This is a genomic window from Bacillus andreraoultii, assembly GCF_001244735.1.
GTDB classification, from domain to species: Bacteria; Bacillota; Bacilli; order Bacillales; family Caldibacillaceae; genus Caldifermentibacillus; species Caldifermentibacillus andreraoultii.
In genome coordinates this window covers 897,005-914,299 of the sequence record NZ_LN868937.1, presented here as the reverse complement: position 1 = coordinate 914,299, position 17,295 = coordinate 897,005, and the positions used below count along the sequence as shown (strand labels likewise).

Here is a 17,295-nt window from a genome sequence, read left to right as displayed (position 1 = left end):
ATTTTTTAGTAAAAAATTTTTATCAATAAAGCAAGCCCTCCTCTAGAAAGTGAACCACCACTATTGGTAAACTCAATTTATAAACTAGCTCGGTAGATTGCTTCTACATCTTTTGCATTTAAGCGATTAAAAACACCAAATTCACCATTTTTCATTGCGCGATCAACTAACATATCCATTTTACTATCATCAATATTATAGTCAGCTAATCGGCTTGGTGCACCAATGGATGTCCAAAATGCTCGTAATTGTTCAATTCCTTCAAGACCTACCTCTTCATCAGTCTTTCCTGTTGGATCAACATCGAAAACTCGAACAGCAAATTGTTTAAAGCGTTCTGGTTTTACATGGAGATTATGTTTCATCCAGTTTGGAAAGAGTATAGCTAATCCACCGCCATGTGGAATATCGTAAACTGCTGACACGGCATGTTCTAAGTTATGTGTCGCCCAGTCACCACGGAAGCCCATCGAGACCATTCCATTTAATGCTAGCGTACCACAATATAATATTGTTTCACGATACTCATAATTTTCTAAGTCATTAAGTAACTTTGGTGCAGTTTCTATAACGGTTTGTAAAATGGATTCACAAAAGCGGTCTTGTAATGGTGTATTTTCCTCCAGATGGAAGTAATGCTCGAATACATGAGCCATCATATCGACCATACCGTAAATGGTTTGATTTTTTGGTACAGAAAATGTGTTTACTGGGTCAAGAATGGAGAACTTTGGAAAAACGAGTGGGGATCCCCAACCATATTTTTCCTTCGTTTCCCAATTGGTAATGACCGAACCAGAGTTCATTTCTGAACCTGTTGCAGCTAATGTTAATATTGTGCCAAAAGGAAGTGCGTGTAATACAGGTGCTTTTTTAACAACTAAATCCCAAGCATCGCCATCGTATTTACTTCCGGCAGCTATTGCTTTTGTACAGTCAATCACACTTCCTCCACCAACTGCAAGTAAAAATTCAATTCCTTCTTGCTTACAAATTTCTACGCCTTTCCTGACGGTCGAAATACGTGGGTTCGGTTCAACGCCACTCACTTCAAATATAGATACATTTATCTCCTTCAATATGTTAGTGACTTGATCGTATAAGCCATTTCGTTTTATACTTCCTCCACCATAAACAAGAAGGACTTTATTACCATATTTAGGAACTTCTTCCCGTAATTTTTCAACTGTACCGCGGCCAAAAATTAATTTTGTCGGGTTAAAATAGTCAAAGTTTCTCACAATCAATCTCCTCCTTCGTTTCCATTATAAACAAAGATTTTGTGTAAATGTTAACTTTTTCTTTAATTAACATGCATATAATGTTTATTTTTTAAACATTCTATTACTGATTATATTTTTTAATTGGAGGGATAAATGATGAGCGGTTTACAACGAATCGCATTATTGTTAACAATTATTGGAGCAATTAACTGGGGACTAATAGGTTTATTTCAGTTTGATTTAGTTGCTGCAATTTTTGGTGGACAATCCTCTTTACTTTCAAGAATTATCTACAGTCTTGTCGGTATTGCAGGTTTAATTAATTTAGGTTTATTGTTTAAACCTAGCCAAGAGGTAGAACGTACTGAACCAAGACCTACGAGATAAGTGTAAGCAAATCATCGATAAGAAAAACCGGGGGTTATAAGCAGCACCCGGTTTTTCTATTTGATATATTTCACTGATGGAGAGTTTTCTTTATTTTTTCAAAAGCCCAATCTAGCTCTTCTTTTGTAATAATTAGTGGTGGGGCAAAACGAATCACATTTTCATGCGTTTCTTTACACAGCAATCCTTCTTCTTTCAACTTCTCACAATATGGACGAGCAGCCTCATCCAACTCGACACCAATAAATAATCCTTTGCCCCGAACTTCTTTTATTCGTGGATGATTTAATGATCGCAATTGATTAATAAAATATTCACCTAAATCAAGTGAACGCGCGACCAAATTTTCATCGACAATAACATCTATAGCTGCAATCGAAACAGCACAAGCTAATGGATTACCACCAAAAGTAGAGCCATGGGAACCAGGATTAAATACACCAAGAATATCAGCATTTGCTGCTACACAAGAAATTGGCATGACTCCCCCACCAAGTGCTTTTCCTAGTATATACACATCAGGAACGACATTTTCCCAATCGCAAGCAAACATTTTTCCGCTGCGGGCTAACCCCGATTGTATTTCATCTGCCATAAATAATACATTATTTTCTTGACATACTTCATAGGCAGCTTTCAAAAATCCTTCTTTTGGGATGTTAATTCCTGCTTCACCTTGGATTGGCTCAATAAGAAAAGCTGCAGTATGTTTTGTAATCGCTTCCTTTAATGCATCTAAATCACCATAAGGAATTAGTTTAATACCTGGAAGCATCGGACCAAAACCTCGTTTATATTCTGGCTCTGACGATAGAGAAACAGCTGTCATCGTTCTTCCGTGGAAATTACCTTCACAGGCAATAATTTCAGCTTTGTCTTCCTCTACACCTTTTACATCGTATGCCCACCGTCTTGCAGCTTTAATGGCTGTTTCAACTGCTTCAGCCCCGGTATTCATCGGTAACACCATATTTTTCCCAGTAATCGTTGTGACTTTTTCATACCATGGACCTAATTGATCATTATGAAAAGCTCTTGATGTTAAGGTTACTTTATCTGCCTGATTTTTTAAGGCTTGAATAATTTTTGGGTGACGGTGCCCCTGGTTAACGGCCGAATAGGCACTTAACATATCTAAATATTTATTACCTTCTGGATCCTCTACCCAAACACCTTCTGCTTTAGAAATGACAATTGGTAGAGGATGATAATTATGAGCTCCATACTGATTTACAAGTTCAATCATACGTTCTGAATTTTTCACTGTCATGTAATGTCCCCCTTTATACGGTTCGTTACTTTCATTGTACACGAGGGACCTAGATGAATAAATAGAGATTTTTAAAAGTTTCATACAATTGTAATCACTTGAATGGAACCCGTACAGGTGATTATGAACGAAGATACTTGTTATTGCTTATTTTTTCTGCATAAGTTTTTCATCCTTTTTCGACTCTTCAATCCATTCCACCAATTTTTCCTTTAAGGAATTAAATCCTTGACTGGAGGAGGCAAGTAATTCTTCTAAATGTTCTTTGTTATATTCTTTATGCCGACCATGTTTTCCGTTCTTTTCTGTCACTGCCTTCAATGATAGACTAATTTTTCCACTCTCTTCATCAACTGCAATTACTTTTACTGAAACTTCTTCGCCCACTTCCATAAAATCATGAATATTTTTTACATAAGCGTTCGTAATTTCTGAAATATGAACTAATCCTTGGCGATCTTCACCTAACGAAACAAATGCACCATATGGTTGAATTCCCGTTACTTTTCCTTTTACAATTTGACCAACTTCAATTTTATCATTCATGAAAACACTCCTATGTCAAAAAATCCATTATTTAATTTTACCATAGGATACTCTTTATTTCAAAAGCCACACAAACGGTTTTCACGCTCGTTTTGTCCGTTACGACCGTTTATTCTAAATGGTGTATAGGGAGAAAGAGGGACATGATAACACGTTTTTCATGAGATCTGCTCTATCGTTTAAATCCCTCACATAAAAAGAATTGAACATGCGATATTATTTATAAAGAATGGGCAAAATAGATCAGTGTAACAAAACCTTTTCCAAAAAATTTGTAATTAAACTCTCTCCCTTCCTACTCAGTAAAGAAAACTCAGAGCTTGAGCTTTAAGGCGATTTCGCTTGAGCGTATAGGAAAGTAGAAATTGAACCTAGTAGCAAAAAATAAATTAGAAATTTTTCCAAGAGGTGTATATATTTGGATAAACGGGGTCATAATACTATTACAAGGCTTTCAAGTATTCCCCCCCTTTTGATGTGGACAACCTCTTTTGGTTTGTCCTTTTTTATTTGCCATTTTACAAAATTATTATTTTTGGAGGGAAAGTATGGCCGTTCAATTATTACATACCGAAGATTTTGCACAGCAACTAAACTTAAACGGAATGAATATTTATTATGAACACTATAAAAACCCCCAAGCAACTAAAACGTTATTTCTTATCCACGGATTTTTATCTTCCAGTTTTAGTTTCCGTTTTGTCATTCCTCTACTTATTAATAAATATGAGATTGTCAGTGTTGATTTCCCTCCATTTGGAAAAAGTGGGAAGTCGTTAACGTTCACATATTCCTATAAAAATATTGCTGCAACTTTAATAGAGCTCATGGAACAGTTGCATTTAAAAAACGTAATTGTTGTAGGCCATTCAATGGGAGGGCAAATTTGCCTGAATATGCTTTACCAAAATCCAACGTTATTTGAAAAAGCTGTATTATTAGCGGGTTCGGCTTACTTAAAACAAGTAAAGAAATCATTAATCACCCTCACTTATTTGCCTTTTGCTAATTTGTTTGTAAAAAGATGGCTCATTAAATCAGGTGGTGTTCTTGGGAATTTAAAACAAGTTGTTTATGACACGTCGATGATTACTGAAGACATGGTAGAAGGTTATTTAAATCCCTTTGTAGAAGACGAAGCCATCTTTAAAGCTCTTGCTAAATTTATTCGGGAGAGGGAAGATGATTTGTCAAATGATGCATTACAAACGATTACGCATCCCGTTCTGTTAGTTTGGGGCAAATTTGATAAAATTGTTCCGATTGGTGTCGGAAAGCGATTAAACGGGGACTTACCAAATTCAGAATTAGTCATTTTAGATGAAACGGGACACCTCGTTCCGGAAGAAAGACCTGAAGAAACGGTCCGCCTAATTAGAAATTTTATTGAAGATTAATAAAGTGAAACTTCAATCAGCGGGGGGGGGTTCCTCATCCCCCACTGATTGAAGAGGTCCACAAGCTAAAACGTCACATCCTCAGACAACGCTTGTGTGACCAACATCGTGTTGGCCTTATGCAATCAGGCTTTTACGAGCAGTTGATCTTTCGCTTAGCTGTTATGTTTTGTTTTGCTTTGCTTACATCTTGATCGGGAGTCTTACTGCCCGTTAATGTGGGATAACCTGGAAAATATGGTATGATGAGAAAAAGAATACTTGGCATCAAAGCAATAGTTTGATTATTTATACAGATAAAAGGGGGAATCACTTTGTATAATTTTGATTATGTAATTGAACGTAAAGGAACAGATGCTGTTAAATGGGGCGGCTTAACTTCCATTTATGGCGCAGATGACCTATTACCAATGTGGGTTGCCGATATGGATTTTCCTGCTCCACCCGAAGTTATTGAAGCTCTCGAACAGCGAATTCGCCACGGTGTTTTCGGTTACGGAATGGCCTCTTTTGAATTTTATCAATCCATTCGCAATTGGGTACAAAAGCGCTATCACTGGTCGATTGAAGACGAGTGGATTATACCGAGTTCCGGTGTTGTGACCGCTTTAGCTTTTGCAATTCAAGCTTTAACAGAAGAAGGCGATGAGGTGTTAATACAAACACCTGTCTACCCTCCTTTTAACCAAATGATTGAAAATAATAATCGTGTTGTCGTAACGAATCCTTTACTTTTACATAATGGAAAATATGAAATAGACTTTGATGATTTTGAGAAAAAATTACAATCAGGAGTAAAACTGTTTATTTTATGCAGCCCACATAATCCGGTTGGACGTGTTTGGACAGGTGATGAGTTAGAGAAGATGGGAAAACTTTGTGCAAAATACGATGTAAAAATTATCTCAGATGAAATTCATGCCGATATAATTTTTAAACCGAATAAACATAGGCCAATTGCAAATATCCATCCTGAATTCGAACAATTCGTCGTCACTTGTATCGCACCAAGTAAAACATTTAATATCCCTGGTTTGCAAGCTTCCGTTATGATTATTCCGAATCCAGATATACGGGAGAAAGTACAGAAAGCTCAAAGTAAAGTCGGCTTCCATGGTCTAAATATTCTAGGAAGAGTGGCTCTTGCAGCTGCTTATAATCATGGTGAACAATGGCTTGAAGATTTACTTGTGTACTTGCAAGAAAATCGTGATTTCGCGATGGCGTTTATTGAGAAGGATATACCGAATCTTCAAGTGATTGCCCCTGAAGGTACTTATTTAATGTGGATTGATTGTCGTCGCCTTGGTTTAGATGAGGAGGAACTTAAGAAACGATTGGTGGAGAAAGGAAAACTCGCTTTAGAACCTGGTGGAAAATACGGTGTTGAAGGAACAGGATTTGTGAGAATGAACATCGGTTGTCCTCGTGCACTATTAGAAGATGGGTTGAATCGATTAAAGACCGCTTTATTATAGGGGAATGAATGATGAATACAGCTCCTTTCTTGTGGTTCATTCGTTGAAAACAGCCTTTTATGGGTGTTGAAGTAGAAATGAACCATTCGGTGTAAGCCTAGTGGTTGCTTACTCTAAGACTAAACCATATATAGGGAGTTTTACTTTACGGCTTACTCAATTGCAGTAAGCCGTTTATTCGTAGCGGAGGCCAAAGATAGATGTTTTTTCCGGAGTTCTAATGGGATTTCCGAAGATAGACATTTATTTCCGAAGTTCAGCTAAAACTTCCGAAGTTGTGCAGTTTTTTCCGAAAGTACCTTTTATATTTCCGAAAATGCACGCATTATTTCCGAAGTTTGTCGCTATATTTCCGAAGTTGAGGCTTTTTTTCTGAAGTTGACCATATTTTTCCGAAGTTTTATGATAGGAACACCTTGTTTATTTCCGGAGTTCAGATGGGATTTCCGAAGATAGACGTTTATTTCCGAAGTTCAGCTAAAACTTCCGAAGTTGTGCCATTTATAAAAAAGAAAAACAACATTTCTAATTTTGAATGTTGTTAGAGTGGTGAATTAGGTTTATTATTCCGTTCTTTTCTAATTTGTTCTTCTAGGTCTTTTGTCTTCAATTCCTCCTTTTTTGAGTATTTAATAAACCAGAGAAATGTTAGAATGCAAATAACTAAGAATATGGTAAAAGAAATGAGGGCAGGAATATATTGTGATTTATCTTCCGGAAAATATAAATATAGCATACGTGTCCTCCAAGTTTTCATTATTTAACATGAAAGGCTAATATCTATTCTTTATTTTCTAATTATTATACCAATTGTTGCGCCTGTTTGTAAAATTGAAAAGCGACCATTACATTATATGATGGCCGCCTCAGTATTCATAACCTTATTTTTACTAACTATTTCAATGACAAAATCATCTATTGGATTACCCTATAATTTTTTTATTCTGTAATCGTAATTTTTTCAATTACTACATCTTCAACCGGACGATCAGCCGCACCCGTTGGTACAGATGCAATTTTATCAACAATATCCATTCCTTCAATAACTTGACCGAATACAGTGTGACGGAAATCTAACCATGGAGTACCGCCATTTTGTTGGTAATGATTAATAATTTCATCTGGGTATCCAGCGTTTTTCATTTGATCAGCAAAACCTGGATCCATGTCTTGTTTTTGAACAATAAAGAACTGACTTCCATTTGTATTTGGTCCAGCATTCGCCATACTTAATGCACCCCGGAAATTAAATAACTCTGGACTAAACTCATCTTCAAAAGAACTACCGTAAATACTTTCCCCACCCATACCTGTACCAGTTGGGTCGCCACCTTGAATCATGAAATCTTTAATGACACGGTGGAAAATAATTCCTTCATAGTAACCATCTTTCGCATGAGTCACAAAGTTCTCAACTGTTTTTGGCGCATATTCAGGAAAAAGTTTAATTTTAATGGTTCCTTGATTCGTCACCATGTCGGCAACAATTTCATTTTCAAGAACTTCAGAAGTTAATTGTGCGTATTGCTTTTCGCTCATTTTATTCATCTCCTCGTATGTATAATTGATCATTATAAGCTCCATATAATCTTACCTCTTTGTATGTTAAAGCATATGATGGACATTCGCAAGTTAGAGGATAAAAATTGGAGGATTTTTACGTATGATGAACATATAGTAAATTTCGACTTACGTAATTTCATCGTAACCTTTCAATCTGATTCGCACCCAATTTTTGCTATTCTCTAGTATTATTAGTTAAAATTATCATATAGCTACTTTAGTAAAAGTATGAGGAGTGTTTACGATGACAACAGAAATTGAAATTGGTTCCATTGTTCGCGCACATAAAAAAACAGGTACATATATTGGTGAGGTAACCGCTGAAAAAGAAAAAGATTATTTAGTACGCATTTTAGCAGTTGTTAAACATCCGATGCAAGGGGATCTCCATAACCCAAAACAAGGAGATGTTGCCTTTTTCCATGAACGAAAAGCACTAAGTTTTCGAGAACAAACACCAGTACCGAAAAATATGGTGAAACCTTTCGATGGGGAAATTCCTAATTATCATGAATCGTTAAAAGAAGCATATAATAAATTAAAAAGTAGTTTAAAAAATGAAGAGGATTCTTTATTTGTGGAGAAAAGTCTACGGTGTTTAGAGGAACTTGCAAAGGAGTATTTTAAATAAGAATGTTTTCATAAACTTTGTTGTTATTCACGAAGGCGGCGCTAAAGCAAACAATCTTTTTAAAGAATAGCCTTAACTAAACATACGTTCACGAAAAGTCCTTATCAATTGGCTTAGATAAGGGCTTTTTTATCTGTTGGCAACTATTGCACTTCCCCACCCTTTAGTTTATAAACGATCTTTATCCCCTCCTTCCTCCTCCACGCCTTCCACATTTAACCATTTTTTATTTCGTAACCCGAAAATCTTTCTTTATTTCTATTTTCGTATATACTATTTAGTGAGTCGAAATTTTTTAAGGAGTGATTACAATTAAGTTAGAAAAAAGAAACCTATTCATAATGTGGATTGCGAATTTTCTTGTCGCTTCCAGTACAACAATGATCATGCCGTTCTTATCTCTCTACATTCATACAATGGGAGATTATAGTACGGAATATGTACAGCGATGGGCAGGTTTCGTTTTCGGGATTACCTTTTTAACAGCATTTATTTTTTCACCAATTTGGGGTAGGGTTGGCGATAAATATGGATATAAGCCAGTTCTACTTGTTACAGGATTTGGTATTTCTATTAGTCTCTTTTTAATGGGCTTTATGAATAGTGTACATGAACTGTTTATCCTCAGATTCATTATGGGGGCAGTGACCGGGTTTATTCCTACATCACTCGCAATGATTGCTGCACAAACACCAAAGAAAAAGGTTGGTGAAGTGCTCGGTTTATTACAAACAGGAAATGTCACTGGTTCTCTATTCGGTCCACTTATTGGTGGGGTTCTAGCTGATCAATTTGGTTTTACCTACACGTTTATTTATACATCTATTGCTATTTTTATTGCTTCATTATTTGTTGTTTTTGGAGTTAAAGAGATTCGACAGACGGAGAAAAATGTCAAAGTGATAGAATTTACAAAACGCGAAGTTCTTAGCTTTATTTTTCATAAAAAAGTTCTGTTTACTGTTATGATTATTGCTTTACTCGTGCAAGTAGCTAATTTCACCATTCAGCCGCTTCTCGCTATTTATGTGAATCAATTAGCAAATACGGAGAATATTGCCCTTTTAGCAGGAATGGCCTTCTCTGCAACTGGATTTGGAAACTTAATTGCGACAAGGCGTTGGGGGAGACTCGGTGACCAAATTGGTTATGAAAAAGTTATAATGATGCTTCTTATCGGAGGCGCTATTGTATTTATCCCTCAAGGGCTTGTTACATCGCTATGGCAACTTGTTATCTTACGTTTCTTATTCGGTATGGTCTCAGGTGGAATTATTCCTTGTATGACTGCTTACATCCGTCAAGTAGCACCCCTTCATATTCAAGGGGAAGTGAATGGATACAATGTCAGTTTCCGGTTTTTAGGGAATGTTATTGGACCGATGCTGGGTGGCATAATCTCTGGCTTCATTGGAATCTCTTCCGTATTTTTTGTTACTAGTTCCATTTTGTTTATGGCTTTCTTCTTGTTACTTTGGAGTGTGAAAAGAGATGCAAGCGAAGTTAAACAACGTCATGTAAGTGCACATTAAATGAACTTTCCACTTAAAGAAATAGATTTTATGAAGGATATACGTTATCTATCCCGAATATAGTAATATTAGAATCTTTTATCATTTAAGGGGTGGAGTCATTGCAATCACAAGGATTGGTCGAAAGTTTAGGAATCGAAATAAAAACTTTAGAAAATGGGTATGTGACCGCAACGATGCCTGTTGACGAACGGACACGTCAACCGCTTGGATATCTTCATGGTGGGGCATCTGTTGCATTAGCAGAAACCGTTGCTAGTATTGGCGCTTTTCAATTGATTGATCCAGAAACGGAAAATTGTTTTGGCCTCGAAATTAATGCCAATCATGTTCGTTCTAAGAGAGAAGGAACGGTAACAGCGGAGGGGAAAATAATTCATCAAGGTCGTACAACACAAATTTGGGAAATCATGATTAAAGATGAAGAGGATAAACTCATTTGCATATCAAGATGTACCATTGCCGTTGTTACTAGAAAATAAGTCTTTGAATTGCAAATTCATACAAAAAACAGCATGGTCAGGGTCCATGCTGTTTTTATTCTTAATAACCTTTTTTCTATCTAAAATTCTGAAAAATGTATAGACATATCCAAGAGGTTTATAATTTTTCTTTATCAAATGAACCTTTAAGTGAATGGTGGTGGCATCTAGATAAGGTTGCGAAAGGTGAAATTTTATTTTATTTAAAGGCTCTAGCTATTAGTTTTTTTAAAATGTATTGACGATTTTAGCAATATTTAATAATATATTTTTGTGGTAATATTCTTTAGATTTATGACGATTATATAATGTGTATAAATTTATATTAAAATCTAAAATATTACCTTATAAACAGGGGTGGTTAATATATGTCTTTAAAAAAGCAGGTTGTAGCACTAGTCGTAACCGCAGCTGTACTAGGGACTTCTGTTTCTGCAGGAGCAACAACGTACCTTTCAAAAACCCTTACCGGTGTTAGTGCGGAATCTGGTTATGTAAAATTAGGATCCGGGAAAAGATACCTAAAAGGTACTGGTACTTATGGAAACGGTGTTGCAAGCGCAATGAAGGTCATCGCGTATTGGCCAGATAGTGTACAAGCATCTTTTACTGTGAAAAAAGGTGAGTCATCAAGTGCCAGTTTCACAGCTGTTTCAACAACAGATGGTGGTGCAAATCAATCTTATTATATTCGCTGGTCTGGTTCTTCAAACAAAGCTAGTGCAAATTTAAAAATTACTGATTAAATGATTAATAAAAGTATATTGACACAAATAACACTTAGATATTCAATTAACACGATTAGCATGCTTTTACTAATCGTGTTAATTATATTTCTAGAATGATAGAAAGGAGTTAGTAATCGCTTTCGTAAAAAGCACTTACTCTACATAACTATGATAAAATCTTCAATATATTATTCGAAAGTTCTGATTAAGAATCCTTTATTTGTTTTTTTTACTTTATTTATATTCATTTACTTATTTTATACAAAGGACATATTGAATGTTTCAGTTTTTGAATTCGATAAATACTTTTATTATGGTTTTATTATCTCTAATTTGTTTTTTCTAATTACTGCTTCCATAGCAATGAACAAAAGCTATAAAATACTTGATTTTTTTGAAAGAAGTATAATAAAAAAGCAATTAACTATTCTTTTGGCCTCTATGTTTGTGAGCGTTTCCATATCTGTTATTCCAATAGCATTTATTATGTGGTTCAAGAATAATTCAATTGATTCTGAAACAACTGCTATGGGAATCTTACACTTTATCATATTATGGATATTAACAAATTTACTTGCATCTACTATAGGAACTTCTATTGGAGCTATTATTAAAAATTCATGGTCAATACTTGTCTCATTAATTTTTTATAGTCTTTTTGTGTGGAGATCCCTGAGTTTAAAAAATATGGCTTTCCAAAAAACGCTAAATATATTTGATGATAATATTAGAGTGGTTGCCAATGATTTATTAGGAACAGTATTTAATCTTCAATATTTTTTAGATAAGTTGTTTGTTTTATTACTTATTCTCATATTGATAAGTATAGTGGGATTATTTAGCAATATAAAAAAACGAATGTTCTATGTAGTAATTGCATTAGTCTGTGTAATTTCAGTTGTCCTTACCGCAAGTTATTTAATAAAAACCGAACAACATTTTACCTTTCAGTATCCATCTTTGAACACAGATTCTTATATAATAACTTCTTATCATATGGATGTTGATTTTTCTAATAAACTAAAAAACGACATATCATTAAACATAGAAGTAAAGGAAAATATAGATCGTATAAATCTACTATTAGATAACATATTCACTATAAAGGGAATAGAGATAGATCATTCACCGGTTCATTATTCTTTTAATAATAATCGGTTAACAATTCATACCGCCCTTAAAAAAGGAGAATCAGTAAATATAAATATTGCGTATGAAGGTACAGTATTTGTAAATAGTGATATTGGAGTTCCTGCTTTTTATACGACTAAAAATGCGGTTAATTTACCCGGAAATATTTTTTATTGGTATCCTAGAAAGTCAAATCAAGAGGTTAGTAAATTTACGATTAAAACAAATAGTCAATCATCTCTATATTCTAATTTAAATGAAGATAGTTCAAACCTGTACAAAGGTAACACAAGATACGCATCTTTTTTTGCAGGTAATTATAAAAAGGTTCATAAAAATGGAGTAGAGTATATTATTCCAAAAAGTTATCATTTTGATCTGTTTAATGAGTTGTTAAATCAGTTAAGTATGGAATTATCTAATGAAGAGTACTCAATTGTTGAGATAGAGAAAATACAAAACAAAGAATATAAAAAGGTTATCGTTGGGGTATGGCCAATGCATTATAAATATTTCCAATTGAATGATGATACACTCGTTGTAGGATATATTGAATTTTAGTACAGGGGAGTAACAATAAATGATAAACAAACTGGTAGTTGAAAATATTTCCTTTTCCTATAAGAAAAATAATGTTTTAAATAACGTATCCTTTACATGTGGTAATGGAGTTGTAGCATTGCTAGGAAACAATGGGGCTGGGAAGACAACTTTAATAAACCTTTTAACAGGATTGAAAAAACCTAGTTCAGGAAAAATAACTTTAAATGACATCGATTTAATAAATACAAAAGAATATCCCACTAATCTAGTTGGGTATTTGCCGCAGGAATTTGAAATTTACGACAATATTACAGGTTATGACTTTCTGTCGTATGTATATGATGTTAAATGTTTAGATAGTAAAAGTAAAAAAAGAGAACTAGATACAGTGATAGATAAATTTAATTTAACCTCTATAATTAATAAGAAATTCAGAACTTATTCGGGTGGATTTAAAAGAAGACTAGGCATTGCCCAAGCAGTACTAGGGAATCCTAAACTAGTAATTGTTGATGAACCAACTGTAGGTTTAGATCCCGAGCAACGAGTAGAATTTAGAAATTATCTTTCTGAAATTAGTGATAATGCAATTACAATTATCTCTACTCATCTTATTGAAGATGTAGAAGTTTTTAGTAATAAAATACTTATATTGAAGGATAAGCATATAAGTTATGATGGTACAGTAGATCAAATAATAGAAGAAAGCAGACAGAATATATATACTGCCGAATTACCATTGAATGATTTTTTAAAGATTAAAAATAGATTAAATATTATTGAACAGAAAAGAATTAATTCTGAAAATATTAAAATACACTACATTGGTAATAAAGAAGTCGATTTTGCGAGTTATCGAGAAAGGGAGATATCGTTAGAGAATGCATACATTTATTTCCAAAAAAAATAAAGCTTTAATGAATCATTATTTTAAAATCTACGATACTAACGGTTTAAAAGTAAAATTAACTTTAAGTATTTTGTGTCTTATTCTAATCTATTCGGTTTTTAATCCTGCTACTTTAAATTATCTAGAATCGATTAAATCCCAATATAGGTTAATTAGTATTGATAATCTATATGACTATACGGTACCATTATTATCTTCATTGATCATCTTTTTTGTATTTTACAATGATTATAAGAATAGTACATATAAATTTTATCACTAGTGTTGCATTAATTTAAATTAACTATTAAAAATACCCAAAATCTTCAATTTTATTATTTCAAACAAAGAAAAAGTCCTTTATAATGGAAATAGTTGGTGGTAATCCGTCCAAATCCATTAAAAAGGACAACGCTCATGGATAAGATTACACGAAAAAATTCATTTGGACAATGGTTTTCACCGATAAATCTTCAATTATTAGAAGAAAACGTGAAAACAATGAAATTAGATTTCTATACAAAAAAATTAACGACAGAGTCATTTCTTAAATTATTACTTTTTGCACAACTTAAGGAAGTTGAAAGTCTTCATGCATTGGGCGATTGCCTTTTCGATGACCAACTTCAAAAGGCAGTAAACCTTGATTCTATAAGTATTTCTCAGCTATCTCGCCGATTAAATGGCATGAATCCAGATCTGTTTCAGTCGCTTTTCCTTGATCTAGTCGGACAAATTCACGCTAAAACACACTACACAAAACGAATCATGCCGTTAAAAATTATTGATTCAAGCACATTACCACTCAATTTGACCAATCATAGGTGGGCAAAGTTCCGTAAAACAAAGGCGGGGGTAAAGTTACATTTACGCCTTGTATTTATGGAAAAAGGAACTTCTTACCCTGAAAAGGCCGTGATAACAACGGCAAACGAACACGATCGTGGTCAGCTTGAGATTATGGTGGACGACAAGGAATGCATGTATGTGTTTGACCGTGGTTATCTAGACTACGAAAGATTTGACCGTTTGACAGACGATGGTTACTTTTTTCTTTCAAGGCTACGAAAAAACGCAGTTGTACGGGAGGTTTATGATTTTAAACTACCCGAGGGTTCATCTGTTTTATCGGATCAAATGGTCTTGATTGGAACGACACAAAACCGAGCTGAAAACTACTTTCGCCTTCTAAAAGTAATGGATTCAAAAGGAAATGTACTCCATTTGATCACGAATCGTTTTGATTTGAGTGCCGAAGAAATTTCAGAGATGTATAAATCACGTTGGACTATCGAACTATTTTTTAAATGGATCAAACAACATCTCAATATCAAAAAATTTTACGGTCAAAGCGAATGGGCGATTCAAAATCAAGTGTTTATTGCACTGATTGTTTATTGCTTACATATCCTCGCACAAATCGAAACAAAAAGTAAGCGTAAAATCTTGCAAATTAGTCGTTATTTAAGGGCTGCATTGTGGAAACCAGCGCATATTTGGATTCGAAAAATCGAAGGAAAAACTGTCCCTTAATCATTAAAATGCCGTTGTTGCACAAGTCTTAATTGTATATAAATTCTGAATGGATAGGGCCACCTTTAGTTGGGTATTTACTTTTTTGGCCCTAAGTTGGGAAAATAATTAATCTGAAAATTATGACATTATTTATGCAACACTAGTGAAATTTTATATGTTTTTAAATAAATACAAGTTTAATTATGCAATGTTATACCGCTATTTAATGTATACATTTCTTTTTTGCTTAGGATCTTTTATTTCAGGTTTATTTTACTATCGTAATGTTGGCTTTTTCAGTGTGGTAAATATATTGCTAAGTTTAAGATTCATTCCTAATATATTCTTTCTTTCTTCTTTATTATTGTTCATGACTTCAGTTACAAAGAATAACTACTTTGGTTTATTTGTGACGCTGACTTTTTTTACAGGGGATTTATTATCGGGTGGGAGATTATTTAAAATAGTTTCTATAGGAGCACATTCTAATAATTTCTATTATATCAATTCCCCAGAATACTATTTTTTCAATAGGATTATCTTGATTTTTTTTGCTATTGTTTTTATATACTTTGCTTGTAAAAATAGAAATATAAAATAATGATTATTTAGCTTTATTGCACTGTTGCCCTCCAGTATAGAAAATGTTAATTTCACGAATTTAGCAGGTATAAAAACAGCACGGTCAGGAGCCATGCTGTTTTTATTCTTAATAACCTTTTTTCTATTTAATAATAGGAATGAAATAAAAAAAGTGAACAGATTATTAAAGGGAAGTGTAAAGTTAATTATTAAGCAAGTAAATTCATCTGGATTAAAGTGGAAACCTGGAAAGGTATGAAGCATTCATTCACTTCATACCCTCACAGTTTGTTTACTCTATTTTTTTACCGGTACTTTTCCTTTCAAATCATCTCGTGAACTTTTCCCCCATAATTCCACACCTGTATAGTAAGCAGCACGATTAATTAAATGGCCACCAACAGGCGAAGTTAGGAAGATGAAGATGATTGCAAGCACGAGTCGCGTATTACTGTGACCCGAAGCATAAAAGTAAATAAACGTACCAATTAATACAGACATAACACCAAGTGTCGCACTTTTTGATGCTGCATGGTTCCGTGTATATAAATCAGGTAGACGAATAATCCCGAATGCTGAAACAACCGTAAAAAAGGCTCCGATGACGATAAAGACTAAGACAATAAACTCAATGATTCCGGTCACGTTCAAAAATGACCCCCTTTGCTAAAAACTTCGAAAATGCCGCCGTCCCAATAAACGACAGAATCCCTAGCAATAAGATAACATCTAAATACGCACTCGTTCGCATAATGATGGAGAAAACAGCAACCATACTAATCAAAATAATGCCCATGCCATCCAAGGCAATTACACGATCCGGAATAGATGGACCTTTAATAAGTCGATAAATAAAACCAACCATTGCTAAAGCTAATGTTCCCATCACAATATAAAGAACAATAGTAAACATTATCGACTCACCTCCAAAATGGCCCGTTCAAAACTATTTTTTATCCCGTCAATGGCTTCATCGGCATCTGGAACATGAATAGCATGAATATACAATACCTTTTCCTCATCATTTTCTAATACATCAACAACTAATGTTCCTGGTGTTAAAGTAATTAAGTTAGATAATAAAGTCACTTCCCAATCCTTTTTTAGCCCTGTCCTATATTCAAAAATCCCTGGTTGAAAGTCAAGTTTAGGCTTTAGGACAATTTTCAACACATCGATATTCGCCATAATTAATTCTTTAATAAATAGTAAAATTAAATAAACAACCGACCATACTTTTCCAAGGTAAAAACGGGATTCAAAAAAGCGACGCATGAGAAAAAGCATACCTAAGCCCATTAAATAACCGACTGAAAACGTTGCTGCGGAATAATCCGATTTTAAAAACATCCAAACAAATGCGATAAAAAAGTTCAATAGTATTTGAAAAGCCATAGC

Annotated in this window: 18 protein-coding genes; 10 read left to right on the top strand and 8 right to left on the bottom strand. The window is 34.1% G+C overall.

Going from position 1 to position 17,295, the window contains the following annotated elements:
* Positions 1 to 77 precede the first annotated feature (77 nt).
* Positions 78 to 1,241, bottom strand: a complete 1,164-nt coding sequence (locus BN2144_RS09495) for an iron-containing alcohol dehydrogenase (protein WP_033828040.1) — start codon at positions 1,239 to 1,241, stop codon at positions 78 to 80.
* Between the two features lie 138 nt (positions 1,242 to 1,379).
* On the opposite strand from BN2144_RS09495, the gene BN2144_RS09490 reads away from it, so the two are divergent.
* Entirely contained in the window at positions 1,380 to 1,610 is a 231-nt protein-coding gene (locus tag BN2144_RS09490; protein ID WP_033828039.1) for a DUF378 domain-containing protein, read from the top strand.
* 70 nt (positions 1,611 to 1,680) lie between these two features.
* Here BN2144_RS09490 and BN2144_RS09485 read toward each other — a convergent pair whose 3' ends face one another.
* The gene (locus tag BN2144_RS09485; RefSeq protein ID WP_033828038.1) at positions 1,681 to 2,880 is read right to left on the bottom strand and encodes an ornithine--oxo-acid transaminase; all 1,200 of its coding nucleotides are present in this window, start codon (positions 2,878 to 2,880) and stop codon (positions 1,681 to 1,683) included.
* 147 nt (positions 2,881 to 3,027) lie between these two features.
* Complete coding sequence (gene yugI / locus BN2144_RS09480) at positions 3,028 to 3,426, bottom strand: S1 domain-containing post-transcriptional regulator GSP13 (RefSeq protein WP_033828037.1); 399 nt, start codon at positions 3,424 to 3,426, stop codon at positions 3,028 to 3,030.
* Positions 3,427 to 3,974: 548 nt separating this feature from the next.
* On the opposite strand from yugI, the gene BN2144_RS09475 reads away from it, so the two are divergent.
* Both BN2144_RS09475 and BN2144_RS09470 read left to right on the top strand, forming a co-directional pair.
* Positions 3,975 to 4,823, top strand: a complete 849-nt coding sequence (locus BN2144_RS09475) for an alpha/beta fold hydrolase (RefSeq protein WP_033828036.1) — start codon at positions 3,975 to 3,977, stop codon at positions 4,821 to 4,823.
* A 308-nt stretch (positions 4,824 to 5,131) separates the two neighbouring features.
* Positions 5,132 to 6,301, top strand: coding sequence for a MalY/PatB family protein (locus tag BN2144_RS09470; protein ID WP_033828035.1), 1,170 nt, complete (start codon positions 5,132 to 5,134; stop codon positions 6,299 to 6,301).
* Between the two features lie 541 nt (positions 6,302 to 6,842).
* On the opposite strand, the gene BN2144_RS09465 is transcribed toward BN2144_RS09470, so the two are convergent.
* Positions 6,843 to 7,037 carry a hypothetical protein gene (locus BN2144_RS09465; protein WP_230199726.1) on the bottom strand — a complete coding sequence of 65 codons (195 nt, stop codon included), beginning with the start codon at positions 7,035 to 7,037 and terminating at the stop codon, positions 6,843 to 6,845.
* Positions 7,038 to 7,240: 203 nt separating this feature from the next.
* Complete coding sequence (locus BN2144_RS09460) at positions 7,241 to 7,840, bottom strand: peptidylprolyl isomerase (RefSeq protein ID WP_033828074.1); 600 nt, start codon at positions 7,838 to 7,840, stop codon at positions 7,241 to 7,243.
* A gap of 268 nt (positions 7,841 to 8,108) precedes the next feature.
* Between BN2144_RS09460 and BN2144_RS09455 the strand changes: the two genes are divergently transcribed.
* The 7 genes from BN2144_RS09455 to BN2144_RS09420 all read left to right on the top strand — a co-directional run bounded on the left by BN2144_RS09455 (position 8,109) and on the right by BN2144_RS09420 (position 15,333).
* Complete coding sequence (locus tag BN2144_RS09455; protein WP_033828033.1) at positions 8,109 to 8,495, top strand: kinase-associated lipoprotein KapB; 387 nt, start codon at positions 8,109 to 8,111, stop codon at positions 8,493 to 8,495.
* 341 nt (positions 8,496 to 8,836) lie between these two features.
* Positions 8,837 to 10,027, top strand: coding sequence for an MFS transporter (locus BN2144_RS09450; RefSeq protein WP_033828032.1), 1,191 nt, complete (start codon positions 8,837 to 8,839; stop codon positions 10,025 to 10,027).
* A gap of 101 nt (positions 10,028 to 10,128) precedes the next feature.
* Positions 10,129 to 10,509, top strand: coding sequence for a hotdog fold thioesterase (locus tag BN2144_RS09445; RefSeq protein ID WP_033828031.1), 381 nt, complete (start codon positions 10,129 to 10,131; stop codon positions 10,507 to 10,509).
* A 368-nt stretch (positions 10,510 to 10,877) separates the two neighbouring features.
* On the top strand, positions 10,878 to 11,255 hold the full coding sequence (locus tag BN2144_RS09440; protein WP_033828030.1) for a hypothetical protein: 378 nt from the start codon (positions 10,878 to 10,880) through the stop codon (positions 11,253 to 11,255).
* A 255-nt stretch (positions 11,256 to 11,510) separates the two neighbouring features.
* Positions 11,511 to 12,929 (top strand): M1 aminopeptidase family protein, encoded by a 1,419-nt coding sequence (locus BN2144_RS09435; RefSeq protein ID WP_033828029.1) that lies wholly within the window; start codon positions 11,511 to 11,513, stop codon positions 12,927 to 12,929.
* A gap of 19 nt (positions 12,930 to 12,948) precedes the next feature.
* Complete coding sequence (locus BN2144_RS09430) at positions 12,949 to 13,821, top strand: ATP-binding cassette domain-containing protein (RefSeq protein WP_033828028.1); 873 nt, start codon at positions 12,949 to 12,951, stop codon at positions 13,819 to 13,821.
* Positions 13,822 to 14,217: 396 nt separating this feature from the next.
* Positions 14,218 to 15,333 (top strand): IS4 family transposase, encoded by a 1,116-nt coding sequence (locus tag BN2144_RS09420; protein ID WP_033826334.1) that lies wholly within the window; start codon positions 14,218 to 14,220, stop codon positions 15,331 to 15,333.
* Between the two features lie 861 nt (positions 15,334 to 16,194).
* Here BN2144_RS09420 and mnhG read toward each other — a convergent pair.
* Genes mnhG through BN2144_RS09400 form a run of 3 tightly spaced genes read right to left on the bottom strand, consistent with a single transcriptional unit; the run spans position 16,195 to position 17,292 of the window.
* A complete protein-coding gene (gene mnhG, locus BN2144_RS09410) occupies positions 16,195 to 16,542 on the bottom strand; it encodes a monovalent cation/H(+) antiporter subunit G (RefSeq protein WP_033828073.1) in 348 nt (115 codons plus the stop codon).
* Positions 16,526 to 16,810, bottom strand: coding sequence for a Na(+)/H(+) antiporter subunit F1 (locus BN2144_RS09405; RefSeq protein WP_033828025.1), 285 nt, complete (start codon positions 16,808 to 16,810; stop codon positions 16,526 to 16,528). The genes mnhG and BN2144_RS09405 overlap by 17 nt, the downstream gene beginning before the upstream one ends.
* Positions 16,810 to 17,292: a Na+/H+ antiporter subunit E gene (locus BN2144_RS09400; protein ID WP_033828024.1), complete on the bottom strand. Its 483-nt coding sequence runs from the start codon at positions 17,290 to 17,292 to the stop codon at positions 16,810 to 16,812. The genes BN2144_RS09405 and BN2144_RS09400 overlap by 1 nt, the downstream gene beginning before the upstream one ends.
* Between the last annotated feature and the right edge of the window lie 3 nt (positions 17,293 to 17,295).